Raw genomic sequence first — 17,162 nt, forward strand, 5'->3', positions numbered from 1 at the left:
TAACAAAAAGCGAAATTATATTTATTTTGCTTGTGTTTGTCAAGAGATATGTGCTTAAGTTTGTGCGCTTTTTTGCAAAAGTTTGGCTTCATACAAAAATCTTGATGGCTCATACTCGATATTTTTGAGCCCATCTCTCTTAGCATATGAAAGCACGAGATTTTCTTTAGCGCGCGTGATTGCGACATACATCAGTCGCCTCTCCTCTTCCAAACTCCCGCCCTTATTCATTAGTTTCACATTTGGGAATCTCCCATCCATCAAATCCACGATATACACATCGCGAAACTCCAAGCCCTTGCTCGCATGCACGCTTAGCAGATTCACGCCACTCCCCTCATTTGCCTCACTCGAGCCAAGTATCATCGCATTGAGAAACTTCCCCACCTCTTGGTAATTGCACGCCAAATCGCGCAGGAGCGAAACCTTGTGCTGCACAGAATCTAAAGCCCTCTGCAAACGCTCACTATCGATACTGCCATCTTTGTTTTTGGCGCGAGTGTGGGCGAGATTGTGCGCGATATCTCTAAAAAACTCGCTATGGGCAATGCGCGCGATAAGATCCTTTGGGCTTTTGAGCTCTTTTATCTCGCTAAGCATTGTGAAAAATCTGTCCAAAAACTGCGCGCCCTTGATACTTAGCTTTGGGTGCTCCAAAATCGGGTGGGAGGCAAAGCCCTTAGAGATATGCGCATCAAAGCGATTTTTTGCCTGCAGGGCAAAAAAATCATCAAAAAGCCCAAGCTCTGTGTTTTTTGCCCTCTGCTCATAAGGACGCACCTTAGAATCTGGGCTAAAAAGCCCCCTAAGTGCCACACCATCGCCAAGCCGCAGGAGGGATTCATAAATATCCTTGGCTATCGCGCTCCCTATGCCCTTGCCATAGCCGAGGATATGGATATATGCCATCATATCGCGCGGGTGGATAGCTATGGCACACAGATCGAGCACGACATTGACTTCCTTGCTATCAAAAAAGCTTGCACTGCCCTTGCGCTTGCACGAGATACCAAGCTCGCGCAACGACGCCTCCAAGCCGTCCGCGCTTGCGTTGTTGCGGAAAATGATCGCGATATCCTCGTGCCTATAATTGCTTAGCGCAATGTGCTTGGCTATCCCCTGATATTGCGCAAATAGCTCATCAAAGCCCAAAAGCTTAGGCGGCGGGAATGCCCCCTCTTTAATCACTTCTAAATTTTTGGGATAGATTCTAGGATTGTGCCTAATGATCGTATCGGCTAGGGAGAGAATCTCTGCTGAAGAGCGATAATTTTTGCTTAGGCTAAAAACCTGCGCCTGTGGGTATTTATCCGCAAAACTCCCGATAATCCCAATATCCGCGCCATTAAAGGCATAAATGCTCTGATCGTAATCCCCCACGCAAAAAAGGCTCTTTGGCTGCAGTGCTTGCAGGATAGAATCTTGCAGGGGATTAGTGTCTTGATATTCATCACAGAGCACCTCCTCAAAGCCCAGCGCGCGCTCTCTAATCTCACGCCGAAAAAGTAAGAGCAAATCGTTATAATCCGCGTAGTTATGGTATCGCTTGAGCTCATCAAACTCCGCTAGCACATCTTCATAGATTCTGACATAGGGGGCTTGTGCGGGGATTTTTTGGCACACCCACTCGCCAAAGCTAAGCTCTGAGCCGCTATTGAGATAGAGAGAATAGCTATCATAGAGGTATTGTGGAGAATACACTGCCGCGGAACTACGCTCGCTAAAAACGCGCTTTTCAAAGAGACTTTTAAAGAGGATTTTTAGCTCCTTTGGTTGCTTAAGTGTGATATGTAAATGCTCTTTTAGGTAGCGGTATGCCACTGCGTGGAAGGTGCCAGATTCTATCTCTCCCGCGACTTTGGGGCTAAAGAATCTCCCCACACGCTCGATCATCTCGGCACTTGCTTTGTTGGTGAAGGTTAGGAGCAAAATCTGCTTTGGGTGTATGCCACTTTGGAGCAAAAAGGCTATGCGCCCCACAATCGTGGAAGTCTTGCCCGTGCCTGCTGAAGCGATGATGAGGTTATAGCCACGCTTGGCAGTCGCGGCGAGATATTGCTCTTTATTTAGGCGCGAGAGAGGCATTATTTGCTAAGAGATTCTAAAAGTTCTTGAGGCAAAAAGGCTTTGATAGGCTTAGTAATCCCAAACTCGGGATACTCGCGGATATCAAGGCTCATTTGTGCGACATAGCCCTTTGCAGGATTAAACACAAAGGGCGAGGAGAAGCCCACTTCAGAATCTTGCACGGGATTTTGAAGCACGAGCGGACAATACACCTCGACTTTATCACGCCCCTCCTGCAGCTCTAGCAAAATCTGCAAGGCAGTGGGAATGATGAAGTTGTATTCTTTTAGCAGCACATAGGGGTTAATCAGTGTCATCTCAAACGCCCCATCCACCGCCTTTAAGCGCGCAAAAGTCTCATCGATTTTCTCAATCTCCACGTCTAGCACTTCTTCAAAGCCCAAAATCGGTGATTTGACTTCATACACCATACAATCTCCTTGGAAGTTTGTTATAATGCCAGATTATACAACCAAAGAAGTAAGGGTGCTCTTATGCAGGAAAAAAAAGCCTACAATCCACAAGCTATAGAATCTAAAATTTATGAAATCTGCCAAGAACGCGGGTATTTTGAAGTCGATAGGAGCAAGCAAAAGAATTTTTGCATTATGATGCCCCCACCAAATGTCACAGGCGTGCTACACATCGGGCACGCGCTCACTTTTACCCTCCAAGACATCATCGCGCGTTACAAGCGAATGGACGGCTATGCCACACTCTATCAGCCCGGAATGGATCACGCCGGTATCGCCACGCAAAACATCGTAGAAAAGCAGCTCCTAGCCCAAGGGATAAGCAAAGAGAGTATCGGGCGCGAGGCGTTTATAAAAAAAGTGTGGGAGTGGAAAGAAGAATCCGGAGGCAAGATTTTAAACCAAATGCGCAAGCTTGGTATCTCTCCGGCGTGGAGTAGGCTACGCTTTACGATGGATGATGGGCTCAAAAACGCGGTGAAAAGAGCGTTTGTGCAGTGGTATGAGCGAGGGCTCATCGTGCAGGATTCTTATATGATCAATTGGTGCACCCACGATGGCGCACTAAGTGACATCGAGGTGGAATACAAGCAAAATGATGGCTTTTTGTATCACATCAAATACCCCATTAAAGATTCCGAGCAATCCCTCATAGTCGCCACCACGCGCCCCGAGACATTTTTTGGCGATACGGCGGTGATGGTGCATCCTGATGATGAACGCTACAAGCACCTCATAGGCAAGAGTATCCTGCTGCCATTGCTGGGTCGCGAGATCCCTATCATCGCAGATTCTCATGTGGATATGGGCTTTGGGACAGGTTGTGTGAAAGTAACTCCAGCACACGATATGAACGACTATGAAGTGGGCAAACGCCACGATCTTCCCTCGCTCGTGGTTTTTGATGAAAAGGGGATACTCAATGACTTAGCAGGGGAGTTTGCGGGGCTAGAGCGATTGCAAGCGCGCGAGCAAATTGTCTCAAGGCTCAAGCAAGAGGGCTGTATCCACGCCATAGAGCCCTACACCAACCAAGTGGGCGTGTGCTACCGCTGCGGCAATATCATCGAGCCCTATATCTCTAAGCAATGGTTTGTGCGCAAAGAAGTCGCCACAAAAGCCATAGAGCGCGTCAATGCGGGCGAGGCGAAGTTTTTCCCCGCACAATGGCTCAACAACTACAATGCGTGGATGCGCGATCTGCGCCCTTGGTGCATCAGTCGGCAGCTGTGGTGGGGGCATAGAATCCCCGTGTGGTATTGCGCGTGCGGCGAAAAAGTCGCAAGCGAGCACGACTGCCCCACCTGCCCCAAATGCCACGCTAGCATTACCACACAAGATGAAGATGTGCTTGATACTTGGTTTAGCTCGGCGCTATGGGCGTTTAGCACGCTTGGTTGGGGCAATGAGGCAAGTGAGGGCGACGCACACAATGCACAGAATCTAAGCAATACACAAGATTCACAAAATCCACACAATCTAAAGAGTGCGCAGGATTCACACGCACTCTACCACGCCGATGACTTGCAGAGATTCTATCCCAACTCCTTGCTGATTACAGGCTTTGATATTTTGTTTTTTTGGGTGGCGCGTATGCTCTTAGCTGGAGAATCTCTGCTAGGCAAACTGCCCTTTAGCGATATCTATCTACACGCCCTTGTGCGCGATGAAAAGGGCGATAAGATGAGCAAATCAAAGGGCAATGTGATCGATCCCCTAGAGATTATTAGCACTTATGGCGCGGATTGCGTGCGCTTTACGCTAGCGAGCCTGTGCGCGCAGGGCAGGGATATCAAGCTCTCTTATAATCAGCTCGAGCTAAGCAAAAATTTTGCAAACAAAATCTACAACGCCGCGCAATTCCTCCTAATGTATGCTGCTAAGCTCGCCCCACAAGCCCCCCACTTCCGCGATGAGCTAGATTCTATGCCATTTCACACACCACTTGGGCTTTATATGCGCTCACGCCTTGGCTTTGCGACTATGCAGCTGCGCCACGCGCTTGAGCACTATCGCTTCAATGACGCCACAAGCGTGCTCTATCACTTTTTGTGGAATGAATTTTGTGATTGGGGGATTGAACTTGCCAAGGCGCAAAAAGAGGCGATTTTTGAGCTAGGCGCAGTGTTTAGAGAATCTCTCAAACTCCTGCACCCCTTTATGCCATTTATCAGCGAGGACTTGTGGCACGCACTTAGCGGCACGCGCCTAGAGGATAGCCCCTCGATTATGATCGCGAGCTTCCCCACGCACACGCACCAAGATGAGCGCATAGAGAGCGAGTTTAGCCTCATCAAAGACTGCATCACCTCCCTGCGGCGTATCAAGGCGACTTTGGAGCTAGGCAATGCACCCATTAAGCACGCCTTTGTGCGTCTGAATGCCCCCATAGATTCTGCCCTGCTCACGCTTTTTGTGAGCAAGCTCGCTAGGATTGAGAATCTCACGATTTTAGATTCTACAAGCCCCAATCCCACGGAGTGCATAAGCGATGTGGGCGAGGCGACACAAAGCTTTGTGGAGCTAAGCGGGATTGATGTAAGTGCCATCATCACGCGCCTCACTTCCCAAGAGCTCAAGCTCCAAAAAGAGATCACTAAGCTTAGCACAATGCTTGAAAACCCAAATTTTGTCAAAAATGCCCCCGCTCAAGTGCTAGAGCAAAACCGCAGCGCACTCACAAACGCTAAGGACAAACTCCAAAAAGTCCAAAACGAACTTCACACCCTACAAAGGAGCTAATATGCCAACACACACCAACACCAAAAAACGACTAACGCTTGGGATTATTGCTATCCTCATTTTAGGCGCAGCCATCGCGCTTTTGGTTTATTCCAAAACCCCTAGTGAGAGCACTCCAAACAAATACATCGCCCTCACACAAGCCTATCTCCACCTAACAAATGCCCACAATCACGCCCACCACGATAATCATGAGCACCACAAACACCACGATAATCACGAGCACCACGAGCATTCACACCACGCCCAAAGTAACGCCCAAAATCAACAAAACGCCCATCAGAATGCTGATGAAAGCGCCCACGAGGACGCCCTCGCCCTTATCCAACGCGCCAAAGCCTCTGGCTATGAGCTCATAGACGCGCACACGCTTGCCCACGATCTTAATTCCTTTGTCATCATTGCCACGCTTCCACGCGGGATTTACAATCTCGGGCTGATCCCGGGGGCTAAGCACTTTGGCTTTGCCAAAAGCCCAAGCCTGCAAGAAGTGGGCAAGACGCCCCAAGATCAATGGGCACAGGACGCGCTTAATCGCTCACAGCAGGAGTTTGTAGAGTTTCTAGGCGCGCAAAAGGACGCAAAAATCGTCTTTTATGATGAGGGAGATGATATCTTTGCGCCCGTAGGGAGCGCGCACACAGCACTTTTGTGGGCACAGAATCTAGGCTATACCAACCTCTATCGCCTTGTAGGAGGCTTTGGCGCGTGGAAGGCTCTTAGCAATACCACAAGCACGCAAAAGCCCCACTGCTGCGAGATGGAGTGATGCTCGCCATCACGGGCGGTGGCACGGGCGGACACCTAGCCATCGCCAAAGCCCTCGCACAAGAGCTTAGCAAGCGACAAATCCCCTGTATCTACATCGGCTCTCTCACAGGGCAGGATAGAATGTGGTTTGAGCGCAGTGATTTGTTTAGTGCCGTGTATTTTTTAGACAGCACGGGCGTGGTGAATAAACGCGGATTAGCTAGGCTCGCCGCACTACACAGAATCTACAAGGCAGCGCGCGAGTGCAGGAGGATTTTTGCACGCCATAGCGTGCGCGCAGTCATCAGCGTGGGGGGCTTTAGCGCAGCGGGGGCGTCTCTAGCGACTTTGGGGAGTAAAATTCAGCTCTTTATCCACGAGCAAAACGCCATAAGCGGCGCGTTAAACAAGCTCCTAGCCCCCTTTGCCACGCAAATTTTTGGCTCGTTTGCACCCCTAAGCAAAAACTTCTATCGTTGCGATTATCCCGTGCGCGAGGAGTTTTTTGGCAGGGCACGCACGCGCACAGAGATCCGCACGATCCTTTTTCTAGGTGGCTCGCAGGGTGCTAGAGCGATAAACGACATCGCGCTCACGCTCGCCCCCAGCCTCCTAGCGCGCGGGCTAAGGATAATCCACCAATGCGGCGCGCGCGATGAGGAGCGCGTGCGAGAATCTTACGCGCGCGAGGGCATTTTGGAGCGTGTGGAGCTCTTTGCCTTTAGCCCCGTGCTCATTGACTTCCTAGCCCAAAGCGATGTGTGTATCAGCCGCGCGGGAGCTGGGAGCGTGTGGGAAAACTGCGCCAATGGCTTGCCCTGCTTTTTTATCCCCTATCCTTTTGCTGCCAAAGATCACCAATACCACAACGCCCTAGAGTTCGCCAACGCCAACCTCGCGCAAGTGTGTAGAGAATCTAGCCTAGATTCAGAGCAGATTTTGGCGTTTTTGGACGCGCTTAGCCCTCGCCTCGCCCAAGTCTCACAAACTCTGCAGAGCAAAATCTCGCCAAATGGCGCGCAAACTATCATCTCACGCGTGCTAGAGCGCGTAGGCATTTAATGGACTATCATTTAATGCAAGTTTTGCTAGGCAAAACTTGATACCGCTCGCGGAGAGTGAATCTCCGCTCGCTCCGCTTCGCGAGCATACACTGCGATTTTTGGCAAGATTCTAGAATCTTTGGTGCCGCCACCTCATTGACGCCATTTGGGCTAACACCTTTTCTATGAACCTGACTATTTAATGTAAGTTTGCTGGAGCAAACTTGGTATCGCTCGAGCGGAGTGAATCCGCTCTCGCTCCGGCTTATGTGAGCATATATTGTCAGAATCTATGGGCTTAGAGTGTTTGGATTCTACAATGCCGCTTGTGGGCTTAGATTCTATAACACTCATTTTGCCACATTGCGCGTCGCTTGCGGAAGCCAATCCACCTCCCTTTTTGCTCCGCTGTTCTCTCTCTTAATGTATTTTTAACATAGCTGTGTTTTGCAAATCTCCTACAAACTCTACGAAAATCTGTCTTTTTAAGTTTCTTATAAGGGGGGTGGGATAGAATGGAGCGTTTTGTTTATGCCCTTTAAGAATCTCCAAACAAGGTTTTTATCGCGAGTAAATAAAACTGCAAAAACACAAATAAGGAGTTTGGATGAAAAAACTTATGGTAAGCGGAGCATTGGCTCTAGCGCTTAGTGGTGCCCTAGTGGCAGAGGAAAGCGGAGCGTTTGTGGGAGTGGATCTAGGAGTGAGCAGCCTCACAAAAGCAGAGAGCGATGCACAAGGAAGCGCGTATTCTTACGGGACTTTGCGCTATGGGCTTGTGGGCGGATATAAGTGGTTTTTTACCGAGAATGTTGGCTTGAGAGCGTATGTGAGCGTAAATAATGGCGCAAACTATATGCAAAGCGCAAACGCAGGCAATCAATTCAATACCTTGCTTGTGCATGCAAATGTGGATTTCCTAAACACTTTCTACAATAGCGAGCAAGTCTCTGCAGGGTGGTTTGCTGGTATAGCACTTGGTGCAGGGATTCACTCCGGTGGCGTTGTGAAGAAAAACACTGCAGGCTTTAGCAACCTCTCAAACATCTCTGGCTTTGATTTGGGGATCAATCTCGGACTTCGCACGCTCTTTGGCAAGCATCATGGGATAGAGTTTGTAACCCGCCTTGGTGTAGTGGGTGCGAGCGCGACAGGCGAGATGGGTCCTGCGAAAATAGATATGAGCACCAACCAACTCTATAGCACAGGCGTGCGCTACACTTATAATTTCTAAGCGTTGCCTTTGGCAAACGCTAATGGGGGGGAATTGAGGCAGAGCCTCGCCCCTCCCTTCTTTGCACACATACAATCCACACAAAGGCTTTTAAGAATCCTTAAGTTAGGTTTTTTCGCAGTTACAACGCCTAAAACCTATGCGGGCGTTTGATACGCCCTAATCGCACCTCTCTATAAAATCGCTCCAAGCCTCGCTTCTCCTTAGCCCCAATGGCATAAAAAATATGCTCCAAATACTCTAAAATATACCGAGATTCTATCCCGCTTCTGCGCGCTGCCGCTGCTAGCATATAGTATGGAATCTTCTTGCGCTTAGTGGCGTAGCGTTTGTTAAAAGCCCTGCTAATGCGCCCCACTAGCTCCCCGTGCGCGCGAAAGCACAGCCGCCCAAAGACAAAGGGCAGCCCTGTGCGCTCCCACCACTTCTCGCCCATATCCTCAAACTCCCCGCCATCGCGCTTAAAAGCCAACGCCCTATCGCCGATGAGCACCTCGCCCTGCAAGCCTAAAACCTGCGAGAGCGCGTTTGAAGTATCAGACTGGTAGTCAAACCCGCTGCCCTTTTTGACAATCACGCTCCACACAGCACCTTTAGCGATAATCCCGCTAGGGCATACCTTGTGCGCATAGTGGGATTGAAAGCCCGCAATCGATGAGATAAACCCCGCATCGATACGCCCAAACAAAAAATCCTGATTGAGCTTGGCGGGGTAGGATTTTTTGAGCAGTATGCACTTTTTCATATAGGAGGGCAGCGGATAGGCTTTGACACACACATCAAAGGGCAAAAGATTGAGATAATCAATTTTGCCAAAGCGCATTAGATCACCACTCTCACGCTTTTGTGGCGTGAAAGCGCGCTAAAGATACTATCGCGCTGCTGCTTAGAATCTACCTCTAGGCGGATATGCACGCTCACAAACTTCCCTCCGCTAGATTGACGTATCCTGCTAATCTCATAAGGCACCTCAAGCACCTCAAATATCGCGCCCTGCACCGCCCCCTCATCCGCGCCAATCACTACATATTCCCACAAAGTCGGATAGCATATCTGTGGGCTTTGCTCCAAATCATTGTGGGATTCTCTCATCTTCACACTCCTTGCAAAAGCGATAAAAACGCATTTGGAATCTTAGTAACTCTCTGGCGTGCGGTATCCACAAACGCGAGCACTACCTCCATACTAAAGATAAGCTCCCGTAATGTGAGCTCTGTGCCATTTTGCCCATTATAGATTCTATAAATCTTTTGCTCCATACGCACTGAGCTCTGCCGCGTGTGCAAGATACGCGATCGCACCTCAAGCACATCGCCTAGTCGCGCACTTGCGTGAAACTTCGCCTCTAGACTGCTGACTACAAAGCCACAATGCCCATCATAGGGCTGCACTCTGCGTGCAAAAAACATCTCACTACGCGCGCGCTCACAATATTTAATATAGTTGGTGTGATAGACAATCCCGCCACAATCGGTGTCTTCAAAGTAGATTCTCACTTGGTATGTCTGCATAGCTCCCCCTTAGGGCTTTAGGCTCTCTAAAAACTGCTTATAGAGCGCGTTTAGGTTCTCAACCTCTTGCGCGCAGTCCTTGGAGCTTGTCTGCTCGAGGATTTGGAGGCGTTTGCAAAGATACTCAAAGAGCACTCTATCGATATCTGGGAGCTTGTTTGCAGCATTTGCCTCCTTGGATCTGCCCTTGACAATCACGCGCGCGGGTATGCCCACTGCGGTGCATTCGGGCGGGACATCTTTGATCACGACAGAATTCGCGCCAATCTTAGCGTTTGCCCCTATGGTGATATCGCCTAGCACTTTGGCACCTGCACCGATAACCACGCCATTTTCGATAGTTGGGTGGCGTTTGACTTTATCCAAACTCACGCCGCCTAGGCTCACGCCCTGATATATCGTGACATCATCGCCTATGATAGCCGTCTGTCCGATTACCACGCCAATAGCGTGATCGATAAACACACGCCTGCCGATTTTTGCCTCTGGGTGGATATCGACATTAGTGATAAAGCCCGTGATACCCATTAGCACACGCGCTACTCGCCTAAACCCACGCACATAAAGCCAATGCGCGATTCTATAATGCACTATGGCAATCACGCCCGGATAAAAAAAGAGCTCGATTTTGCTCTCTAGCGCGGGATCGCGTAATTTTACAACGCCAAAGTCCTCTTTGATAAGCTGCCAAAGATTCATATCCTGCCTTTAGCTCTTTTTGACACTAATGGTGCGCAGGTAGCCATTTTCGCTAAGCATCACATACAAACGCCCTAGGACTTCTTTTTTGGTATCGGAATCTAGCTCGTGGTTTTCCTCAATATAATGCTTTAAAATGCGCTCAATCTCTTTGGTATCATAATCCAAATCATCGAGCACATCAAGGATTGTTTGGGCTTGCAGGAGGTTGCAGAGCTCATAGCCTTTGTTGAGATCGTCATCAAACACCACGCTAAATTCAGTAGGGTGGGTAAAGAGATTATGCCGCATACCTAGCACCTCCTGATACGCGCCCACTAAGAAAAATCCCAAAAAATACTCCTCTTTAGTCACATCGACATCGTGCAGATAGAGCGGCTTGTTTGGGTTAAAGGCAATCTCGCCATCGCTATCACAGGTAATATCCCATAGGCTCGCGCTGCGTGTGGGGCGGCGGTTGAGCCTATCTAGGGGCATCACGGGGAAGTTCTGCCCCAATCCCCAATAATCAGGCAGGCTCTGGAAAAAGCTACAATTAAGCAAATACCGCTCTTGGACTTGCTCTTGTATGGCGATGATTTCGTTGTGGTTTTTGTGCTTTAGGAGTTTTAGCACTTTTTTGATGATGAGATGCACGAGCACTTCGGTATTACTCCGATCTTGCAAATCGATATAACCCAAGTCAAACAAAGTCAGCAAAGATTCCATATGATCAAAGCTATCGTGCAAATACTCAATAGCAGTCTTCTCACTCACGCTCTCATAGAGATCATAGAGCTCTTGGATAAGCGGCGGGTTGGTATCTTTTAGTTTCAACGCCTTTTCGTCATACTCTTGTGAGAGGAGCTCTAGCACAGGCGCTATCAAAACCGCGTGGTTTGCCGCGATGAATCGTCCAGATTCTATAAAAATATCAGGCTCTTTTTCGTTTTTGTTCTTAGCAATCTCGCGCAGTGAAAACACGACATCGCCGCTGAATTCCTCAAGCGTGTAGTTGCGGTTGTTTTCATTTTCGTGTTGGGTGTATTCTACTGCCAAGCCCCCGCCGATATTGACACAGGTTAGGTTTTTTGCGCCCTTTTTGCGCAGCTCGGCATAGATATTGCCCGCTTCGCGCAGGGCTTTTTTGAGTGGCAAAATATCGCTCATCTGACTGCCGATATGGAAGTGAATCATCGTGAATCTATCAAGCAGGTTGTGTCGCTCAAGCATATTAAGTGCTTCTAAGAGCTCGGTGGAAGTCAAGCCAAATTTTGAATAAATCCCCCCGCTTTTTGCCCACACGCCTATGCCGCTGCTATGGAGGCGGATTCTAAGCCCGATTTTGGGATAGGGCTCGCCCATCTCCTTAGCCACCTCGATAATCGTCTCTAGCTCATTTAAGCCCTCTATGGTGATGGTGATATCATGCCTCATATTTGCTGCGATAAATCCTAGAGAGATCATCTCGCGATCTTTAAAACCATTAACCGTGATTGGCGTGTTTTTATTGGCATACGCCATAGCCAAAATCAGCTCGGGCTTGCTCCCGGCTTCTAGTCCATAGCATTTATCTGCGCTCTGCTCTACGAGTGGCAGGACAAAATGGGGCATTTGATTGACTTTGAGGGGGAAAACGGCTTTAAACCCGCCTTGGTAGTTGTATTCTGCGATGGATCGTTCAAAGGCATTAAACACTTTGTGAATCTGGTTTTTGACAAGATGTGGGAAGCGCAGGAGCAATGGACCACGATAGCCCTTTTCTCGGATTTCTTGCACGATTTGTATGAGTGCGGGCTTGCTTTTGTGATTGACTACAACCCGCCCATCATTGATGATAAAATCCCCATTAGCCCAAAAGTTGATACCATAATCCACCATAGCGATCCCTTGCAAATCTAAAATTCCAAAGCCCCATTATACAAACATAAGGATATAATTTAGCCAAAACGACGCCAAAGATTCTCGCTCTTAGAGAATCTAAACGCGCAAGGAGTGAGCGTGCTAGAGCTAGAAAACCTAAGTGGCTATGAGCTAGATTCTGTGCTATTTGATGAGATTTTTGCCACCCTAGCTAATACCTATATGCCAAGCCTAGCACCTAGCCTCTGCCTAGAGGTGCTCATCACAGATTCAGCACATATGCGCGAGATAAACAAAGCCCATCGCAATCAAGACAAGCCCACCGATGTGCTTTCATTCCCTTTGAGCGTGGAATATACAGATGTGCCCACGCAATGCACACTTAGCCTAGGCTCTGTGGTGCTCAATGCCGAGCTCGCGCAAAAAGTGGCTAGAGAGCTAGGGCACACGCTAGAAGATGAGCTAAAGCTCCTTTTTATCCACGGGCTTTTGCATATCTTTGGCTTTGATCACGAGTGCGATGATGGCGCGCACAGGCGCGAGGAGTGTGGGTGGATTGAGCGCTTTTGCCTCCCCAAAAGCCTCATAGAACGCAGTGATTGTGTTTAATGCAAGTTTGTTAGGACAAATCTTAGAATCTAGCCCAATAGATTCAGAATCTAGGGCATTTAAAAACACTCACGCAATCCCCCCCTACTTCAAAAAACTTGTGCGAGGCTTTGTCAAATATAAACAATAGTGCGTGCGGTAGCGCAAGCCTAGCGCAATTGCAAAATTGCGCCATTAATGCAGCGCAAAAATCAAATCAATGTGTAGGTGCGATAGCACCAACCGACACTCGCCCTTGTCGTGGTGTTAAAAATGCGTTAAGAAAATGCAGTAGTGCATTTTTAACTAGACAAGGATACAGCGAGGCTCTCCCGCCAAAAGATATACTTTGTGGCTGCGCAAAAAGCGGCGGCTTTTTCGGCAATCAAGGGGATCGAGGAGGGGATAACACCCCTTTTTGCGAAAAAACAAAGCGATTTTGAGAAGCTAGAAAATATCCGTGAGAATGCGAGTCTAAGAAACTTAGAATCTACAGAATCTAGTGCGGATTCAAAGACAAGCATAGAATCTAGCCGTATAGATTCTGAAGCAAGCACAGAATCTAAAGAGATTCTAAAAAATGGGCAAGGACGGAATCTAAGTGGCACAAAGCCCGCGCAATCCACCATCATTTCTGTAACCACATTTTAAGCGCGGCTTGGATACAATCCTGCCATTTGCAGACACTTTCCGCATTTTTCACAAAGGACAGACTATGCCAAAACGCACAGACATTCACACCATTTTACTCATCGGCTCTGGACCCATTATCATCGGGCAGGCGTGTGAGTTTGATTATTCCGGCACGCAAGCGGCTAAGACGCTAAAGGCTCTAGGCTATCGCGTGGTGCTTATAAACTCCAATCCCGCTACGATTATGACAGATCCAGACTTCGCCGATCGCACCTATATCGAGCCTATCACCGAGGAAGTTATCGCTAATATCATCAAACAAGAGCGTGTCGATGCGATACTGCCCACTATGGGCGGGCAGACGGCACTCAATGTGGCGATGAGTATGCACGAGCGGGGAATGCTAGAGGGCGTGCAATTCCTAGGGGCTAGACCTGAGGCGATTAAAAAAGGCGAGGATAGGCAGGCGTTTAAAGAGGCTATGCTAAAAATCGGTATGGATTTGCCAAAATCGCGCTATGCCTACACGATAGAGGAGGCGGTTGAAGCGGCAAAGGAGATCGGATTCCCGCTTATTATCCGTGCGAGCTTTACCCTCGCTGGTGGGGGAAGCGGCGTGGCGTATAACATCGATGAGTTTAAGGCGTTGGCACAAAATGGCTTAGAGGTTAGCCCCATAAATGAGATTCTCATCGAAGAATCGCTTTTGGGGTGGAAAGAGTTTGAAATGGAGGTTATCCGCGATAGGAATGATAACTGCATTATTGTGTGTAGCATTGAGAATCTTGACCCTATGGGCGTGCATACCGGGGATTCTATCACGATAGCCCCTGCATTGACGCTAACAGATAAAGAATACCAAAGAATGCGTGATGCGTCCTTTAAAATCCTGCGTGAAATTGGCGTGGATACCGGCGGGAGCAATGTGCAGTTTGCGATAAATCCCCAAAATGGCAGAATGACGGTTATCGAGATGAATCCGCGTGTATCGCGCAGCTCTGCCCTTGCCTCTAAAGCCACGGGTTACCCGATAGCCAAAGTCGCCACGCTCCTAGCCGTGGGCTACACCCTAGATGAAATCAAAAACGACATTACCGGCACGCCTGCGAGCTTTGAGCCTAGCATTGATTATATTGTGACTAAAATTCCGCGTTTTACCTTTGAGAAATTCCCGCAGGCAGATTCTACGCTCACCACTTCGATGAAGTCTATTGGCGAGGTGATGGCGATTGGCGGGAGCTTTAAAGAATCCTTGCAAAAGGCGTTGTGTAGCCTAGAGACGGGAATATTTGGGTTTAATCCCATTAGCGGGGATTTGAGTGAGATTCAGCGTGAGATTCGCCGCCCAAATGCCCACAGGCTGCTCTATATCGCTGAAGCCTTTAGAAATGGCGTGAGTGTAGCAGAAGTGCAGGAGTGGAGCAAAATCGATGCGTATTTTTTGCACCAAATTGCCGAGATTATCGCATTTGAGGGTGGCATTACCTTTGAATCTCTGCAAAATAGGGCGTTTTTAAGAAGGGCAAAGCAATATGGCTTTAGCGATAAAATGCTAGCATTTATCACCAACAAAAACGAGGGGCTAGAGCTAAGGGAGGAGGACATTTATGCCTTGAGGGAGCGGCTAGGTGTGCGGTTGGAGTATCACGAGGTGGATACCTGCGCAGCGGAGTTTGTCACACAAACGGCATACCTCTATGGCACAATGCCTTTTAGCGGGGAATTACAGAATCTAGATTCTAAAAATGTGGCAGAATCTAACGAGGTGCGAGAATCTACCACTTCACAAGATTCTAAGGATATTACAGATTCCCGCAAAAGTGCCACGCTAGCACAGAGCATACAAAATGGCGAAGTATTTTGTGATGATTTTGGGGGCTTTGCAAGTGAGGACAAGGGAGCTACCTTAAGCGGTAGTGACCGAAGTCCGAATGCAGCAATCGCCCAAAAGCACGCAAAAGACGAGCCAACGCCCTCTAAAGTGCTGATTATTGGGGGTGGTCCTAATCGAATCGGTCAAGGAATAGAGTTTGATTATTGTTGCGTCCATGCCAGCTTCGCCCTTAGAGATATGGGCATACAAAGCCTTATGTATAACTGCAATCCCGAGACGGTAAGCACGGATTATGATACGAGCGATACTCTGTATTTTGAGCCTATCACTTTAGAATGCGTGCGGAGTGTGATTGAGCGTGAAAAGCCTGATGGCGTGATTGTGCATTTTGGTGGGCAGACACCGCTCAAACTCGCCAAACACTTAAGCCTCATCGGCGCGCAAATCATCGGCACGAGTGCCAAAGTCATCGATATAGCCGAGGATAGAGAGAAGTTTGCTGCGTTTGTGGAAAAACACGAGCTTTTGCAACCAAAAAACGGCATAGCACGCACCAAAGAGGAAGCCTATAGTATCGCTAATGCGCTTGGATTCCCCGTGCTTGTGCGTCCGAGCTATGTGCTAGGTGGGCGGGCAATGCGGATTGTAGATAATGTCGAGGAGCTGCGCACCTATATGGAAGAGGCGGTGAAAGTGAGTGAGGACTCGCCCGTGCTCATTGATAAATTCCTAGATTCTGCGCTAGAGCTTGATGTGGATTGTATCAGCGATGGGGTGGATGTGTATATCGGGGGCATTATGCAGCATATTGAGGAGGCAGGGATACATAGTGGCGATAGCGCGAGCTGCCTGCCGCCTTTTGGCATAGATTCTGCAATGCTAAAGCGCATAGAATCCACCACCGCCAAAATCGCCCTAAACCTCGGTGTAGTGGGGCTTATGAATGTGCAGTATGCCATCTATCAAGAGGAGCTCTACCTCATTGAGGTAAATCCTAGAGCCTCGCGCACCGTGCCCTTTGTCTCTAAGGCTACGGGCATACCGCTCGCCAAAGTCGCCACGCGCGTGATGTGGCAGGGCAATCTGCGTGAGGCGTTGGCGTATTATGATAGCTTTGGCAATGTGGATTATTCCGATGAGATTCTAAGACACAAGCCCCTCAAATCCGTGGCGATTAAAGAATCCATCTTCCCATTTAACAAACTAAATGGCGCGGATATGTCGCTAGGACCAGAGATGAAAAGCACGGGCGAAGTGATGGGGATCTCTCAAGCGGTGGGTGTGAGCTTCGCCAAATCCCAAATCGCGTGCAAAAACGCCATACCCGCAAGTGGCAAAGTCTTTATCTCCCTAAGCCAACGCGACAAGCAAGCTGGCTGCGAGCTTGCCAAAAAACTTTTGGCACTAGGCTTTAGCCTCTGTGCCACAGGCGGCACACACAGGGCGTTTGCGAGTGAGGGCATAGAATCCGAGCTCGTGCTCAAAATCAGCGAGGGGCGTCCAAATATCACGGATTTGATGACAAACCACGAAATCGCAATGGCGATAAACACGAGCGATACACGATCAAACAAGGGCGATACGGCACTCATCCGTGCGCAGATTCTCAAAGACAATATCCCATACTTCACCACGCTTAGCGCGGCAAATATGGCAGTCTTAGCCCTTGAGGCGATGAGCGATAAGGATATCAACCAAGCCATCGCCCTGCAAGATTTTCTATAAAATTGGGATTTTTATACAATA

Annotated in this window: 16 protein-coding genes; 8 read left to right on the forward strand and 8 right to left on the reverse strand. The window is 48.8% G+C overall.

The features are described from left to right. Window positions 1-54: 54 nt before the first annotated feature. Together ACH2BK_RS06535 and fliW are read right to left on the reverse strand one after the other, a co-directional pair. Window positions 55-2,085, reverse strand: a complete 2,031-nt coding sequence (locus ACH2BK_RS06535) for an ATP-dependent helicase (RefSeq protein ID WP_395002757.1) — start codon at window positions 2,083-2,085, stop codon at window positions 55-57. Next, complete coding sequence (gene fliW, locus ACH2BK_RS06540) at window positions 2,085-2,498, reverse strand: flagellar assembly protein FliW (protein WP_395002759.1); 414 nt, start codon at window positions 2,496-2,498, stop codon at window positions 2,085-2,087. The genes ACH2BK_RS06535 and fliW overlap by 1 nt, the downstream gene beginning before the upstream one ends. Window positions 2,499-2,561: 63 nt before the next feature. Here fliW and ACH2BK_RS06545 point away from each other — a divergent pair, with 63 nt between their 5' ends. Genes ACH2BK_RS06545 through murG form a run of 3 tightly spaced genes read left to right on the forward strand, consistent with a single transcriptional unit; the run spans window position 2,562 to window position 7,094 of the window. Next, window positions 2,562-5,282 (forward strand): valine--tRNA ligase, encoded by a 2,721-nt coding sequence (locus tag ACH2BK_RS06545; protein WP_395002761.1) that lies wholly within the window; start codon window positions 2,562-2,564, stop codon window positions 5,280-5,282. A 1-nt stretch (window position 5,283) separates the two neighbouring features. Further along, on the forward strand, window positions 5,284-6,051 hold the full coding sequence (locus tag ACH2BK_RS06550) for a rhodanese-like domain-containing protein (protein ID WP_395002763.1): 768 nt from the start codon (window positions 5,284-5,286) through the stop codon (window positions 6,049-6,051). Then, window positions 6,051-7,094, forward strand: coding sequence for an undecaprenyldiphospho-muramoylpentapeptide beta-N-acetylglucosaminyltransferase (gene murG / locus ACH2BK_RS06555; RefSeq protein WP_395002765.1), 1,044 nt, complete (start codon window positions 6,051-6,053; stop codon window positions 7,092-7,094). Before ACH2BK_RS06550 ends, murG begins: the two co-directional genes overlap by 1 nt. Window positions 7,095-7,270: 176 nt before the next feature. Here murG and ACH2BK_RS06560 read toward each other — a convergent pair whose 3' ends face one another. After that, window positions 7,271-7,462 (reverse strand): hypothetical protein, encoded by a 192-nt coding sequence (locus tag ACH2BK_RS06560; RefSeq protein WP_395002767.1) that lies wholly within the window; start codon window positions 7,460-7,462, stop codon window positions 7,271-7,273. Window positions 7,463-7,682: 220 nt separating this feature from the next. On the opposite strand from ACH2BK_RS06560, the gene ACH2BK_RS06565 reads away from it, so the two are divergent. Beyond that, the gene (locus ACH2BK_RS06565) at window positions 7,683-8,309 is read left to right on the forward strand and encodes an outer membrane beta-barrel protein (protein WP_395002769.1); all 627 of its coding nucleotides are present in this window, start codon (window positions 7,683-7,685) and stop codon (window positions 8,307-8,309) included. A 130-nt stretch (window positions 8,310-8,439) separates the two neighbouring features. On the opposite strand, the gene ACH2BK_RS06570 is transcribed toward ACH2BK_RS06565, so the two are convergent. From ACH2BK_RS06570 to speA, 5 genes are read right to left on the reverse strand one after another with little or no spacing between them, the layout of a single operon-like run. Then, window positions 8,440-9,132 (reverse strand): MqnA/MqnD/SBP family protein, encoded by a 693-nt coding sequence (locus ACH2BK_RS06570; RefSeq protein WP_395002773.1) that lies wholly within the window; start codon window positions 9,130-9,132, stop codon window positions 8,440-8,442. After that, the gene (locus ACH2BK_RS06575) at window positions 9,132-9,401 is read right to left on the reverse strand and encodes a DUF493 domain-containing protein (protein ID WP_395002776.1); all 270 of its coding nucleotides are present in this window, start codon (window positions 9,399-9,401) and stop codon (window positions 9,132-9,134) included. Before ACH2BK_RS06575 ends, ACH2BK_RS06570 begins: the two co-directional genes overlap by 1 nt. Before the next feature lie 2 nt (window positions 9,402-9,403). Then, on the reverse strand, window positions 9,404-9,820 hold the full coding sequence (locus ACH2BK_RS06580) for an acyl-CoA thioesterase (RefSeq protein ID WP_395002780.1): 417 nt from the start codon (window positions 9,818-9,820) through the stop codon (window positions 9,404-9,406). A gap of 9 nt (window positions 9,821-9,829) precedes the next feature. Further along, a complete protein-coding gene (gene cysE / locus ACH2BK_RS06585; protein ID WP_395002782.1) occupies window positions 9,830-10,519 on the reverse strand; it encodes a serine O-acetyltransferase in 690 nt (229 codons plus the stop codon). Between the two features lie 9 nt (window positions 10,520-10,528). Then, a complete protein-coding gene (speA, locus tag ACH2BK_RS06590; RefSeq protein WP_394997171.1) occupies window positions 10,529-12,379 on the reverse strand; it encodes an arginine decarboxylase in 1,851 nt (616 codons plus the stop codon). Window positions 12,380-12,499: 120 nt separating this feature from the next. Here speA and ybeY point away from each other — a divergent pair, with 120 nt between their 5' ends. The 4 genes from ybeY (at window position 12,500) to carB (ending at window position 17,141) form a co-directional block, all read left to right on the forward strand. Further along, window positions 12,500-12,970: an rRNA maturation RNase YbeY gene (gene ybeY / locus ACH2BK_RS06595; protein ID WP_395002785.1), complete on the forward strand. Its 471-nt coding sequence runs from the start codon at window positions 12,500-12,502 to the stop codon at window positions 12,968-12,970. Further along, the gene (locus ACH2BK_RS06600) at window positions 12,963-13,100 is read left to right on the forward strand and encodes a hypothetical protein (RefSeq protein WP_394997175.1); all 138 of its coding nucleotides are present in this window, start codon (window positions 12,963-12,965) and stop codon (window positions 13,098-13,100) included. Before ybeY ends, ACH2BK_RS06600 begins: the two co-directional genes overlap by 8 nt. A 200-nt stretch (window positions 13,101-13,300) precedes the next feature. After that, window positions 13,301-13,600 carry a hypothetical protein gene (locus tag ACH2BK_RS06605; RefSeq protein ID WP_394997176.1) on the forward strand — a complete coding sequence of 100 codons (300 nt, stop codon included), beginning with the start codon at window positions 13,301-13,303 and terminating at the stop codon, window positions 13,598-13,600. Window positions 13,601-13,664: 64 nt separating this feature from the next. After that, a complete protein-coding gene (gene carB, locus ACH2BK_RS06610; protein ID WP_395002788.1) occupies window positions 13,665-17,141 on the forward strand; it encodes a carbamoyl-phosphate synthase large subunit in 3,477 nt (1,158 codons plus the stop codon). Window positions 17,142-17,162 lie beyond the last annotated feature (21 nt).

This window comes from uncultured Helicobacter sp., assembly GCF_949282165.1.
Classification (GTDB): Bacteria; Campylobacterota; Campylobacteria; order Campylobacterales; family Helicobacteraceae; genus Helicobacter_F.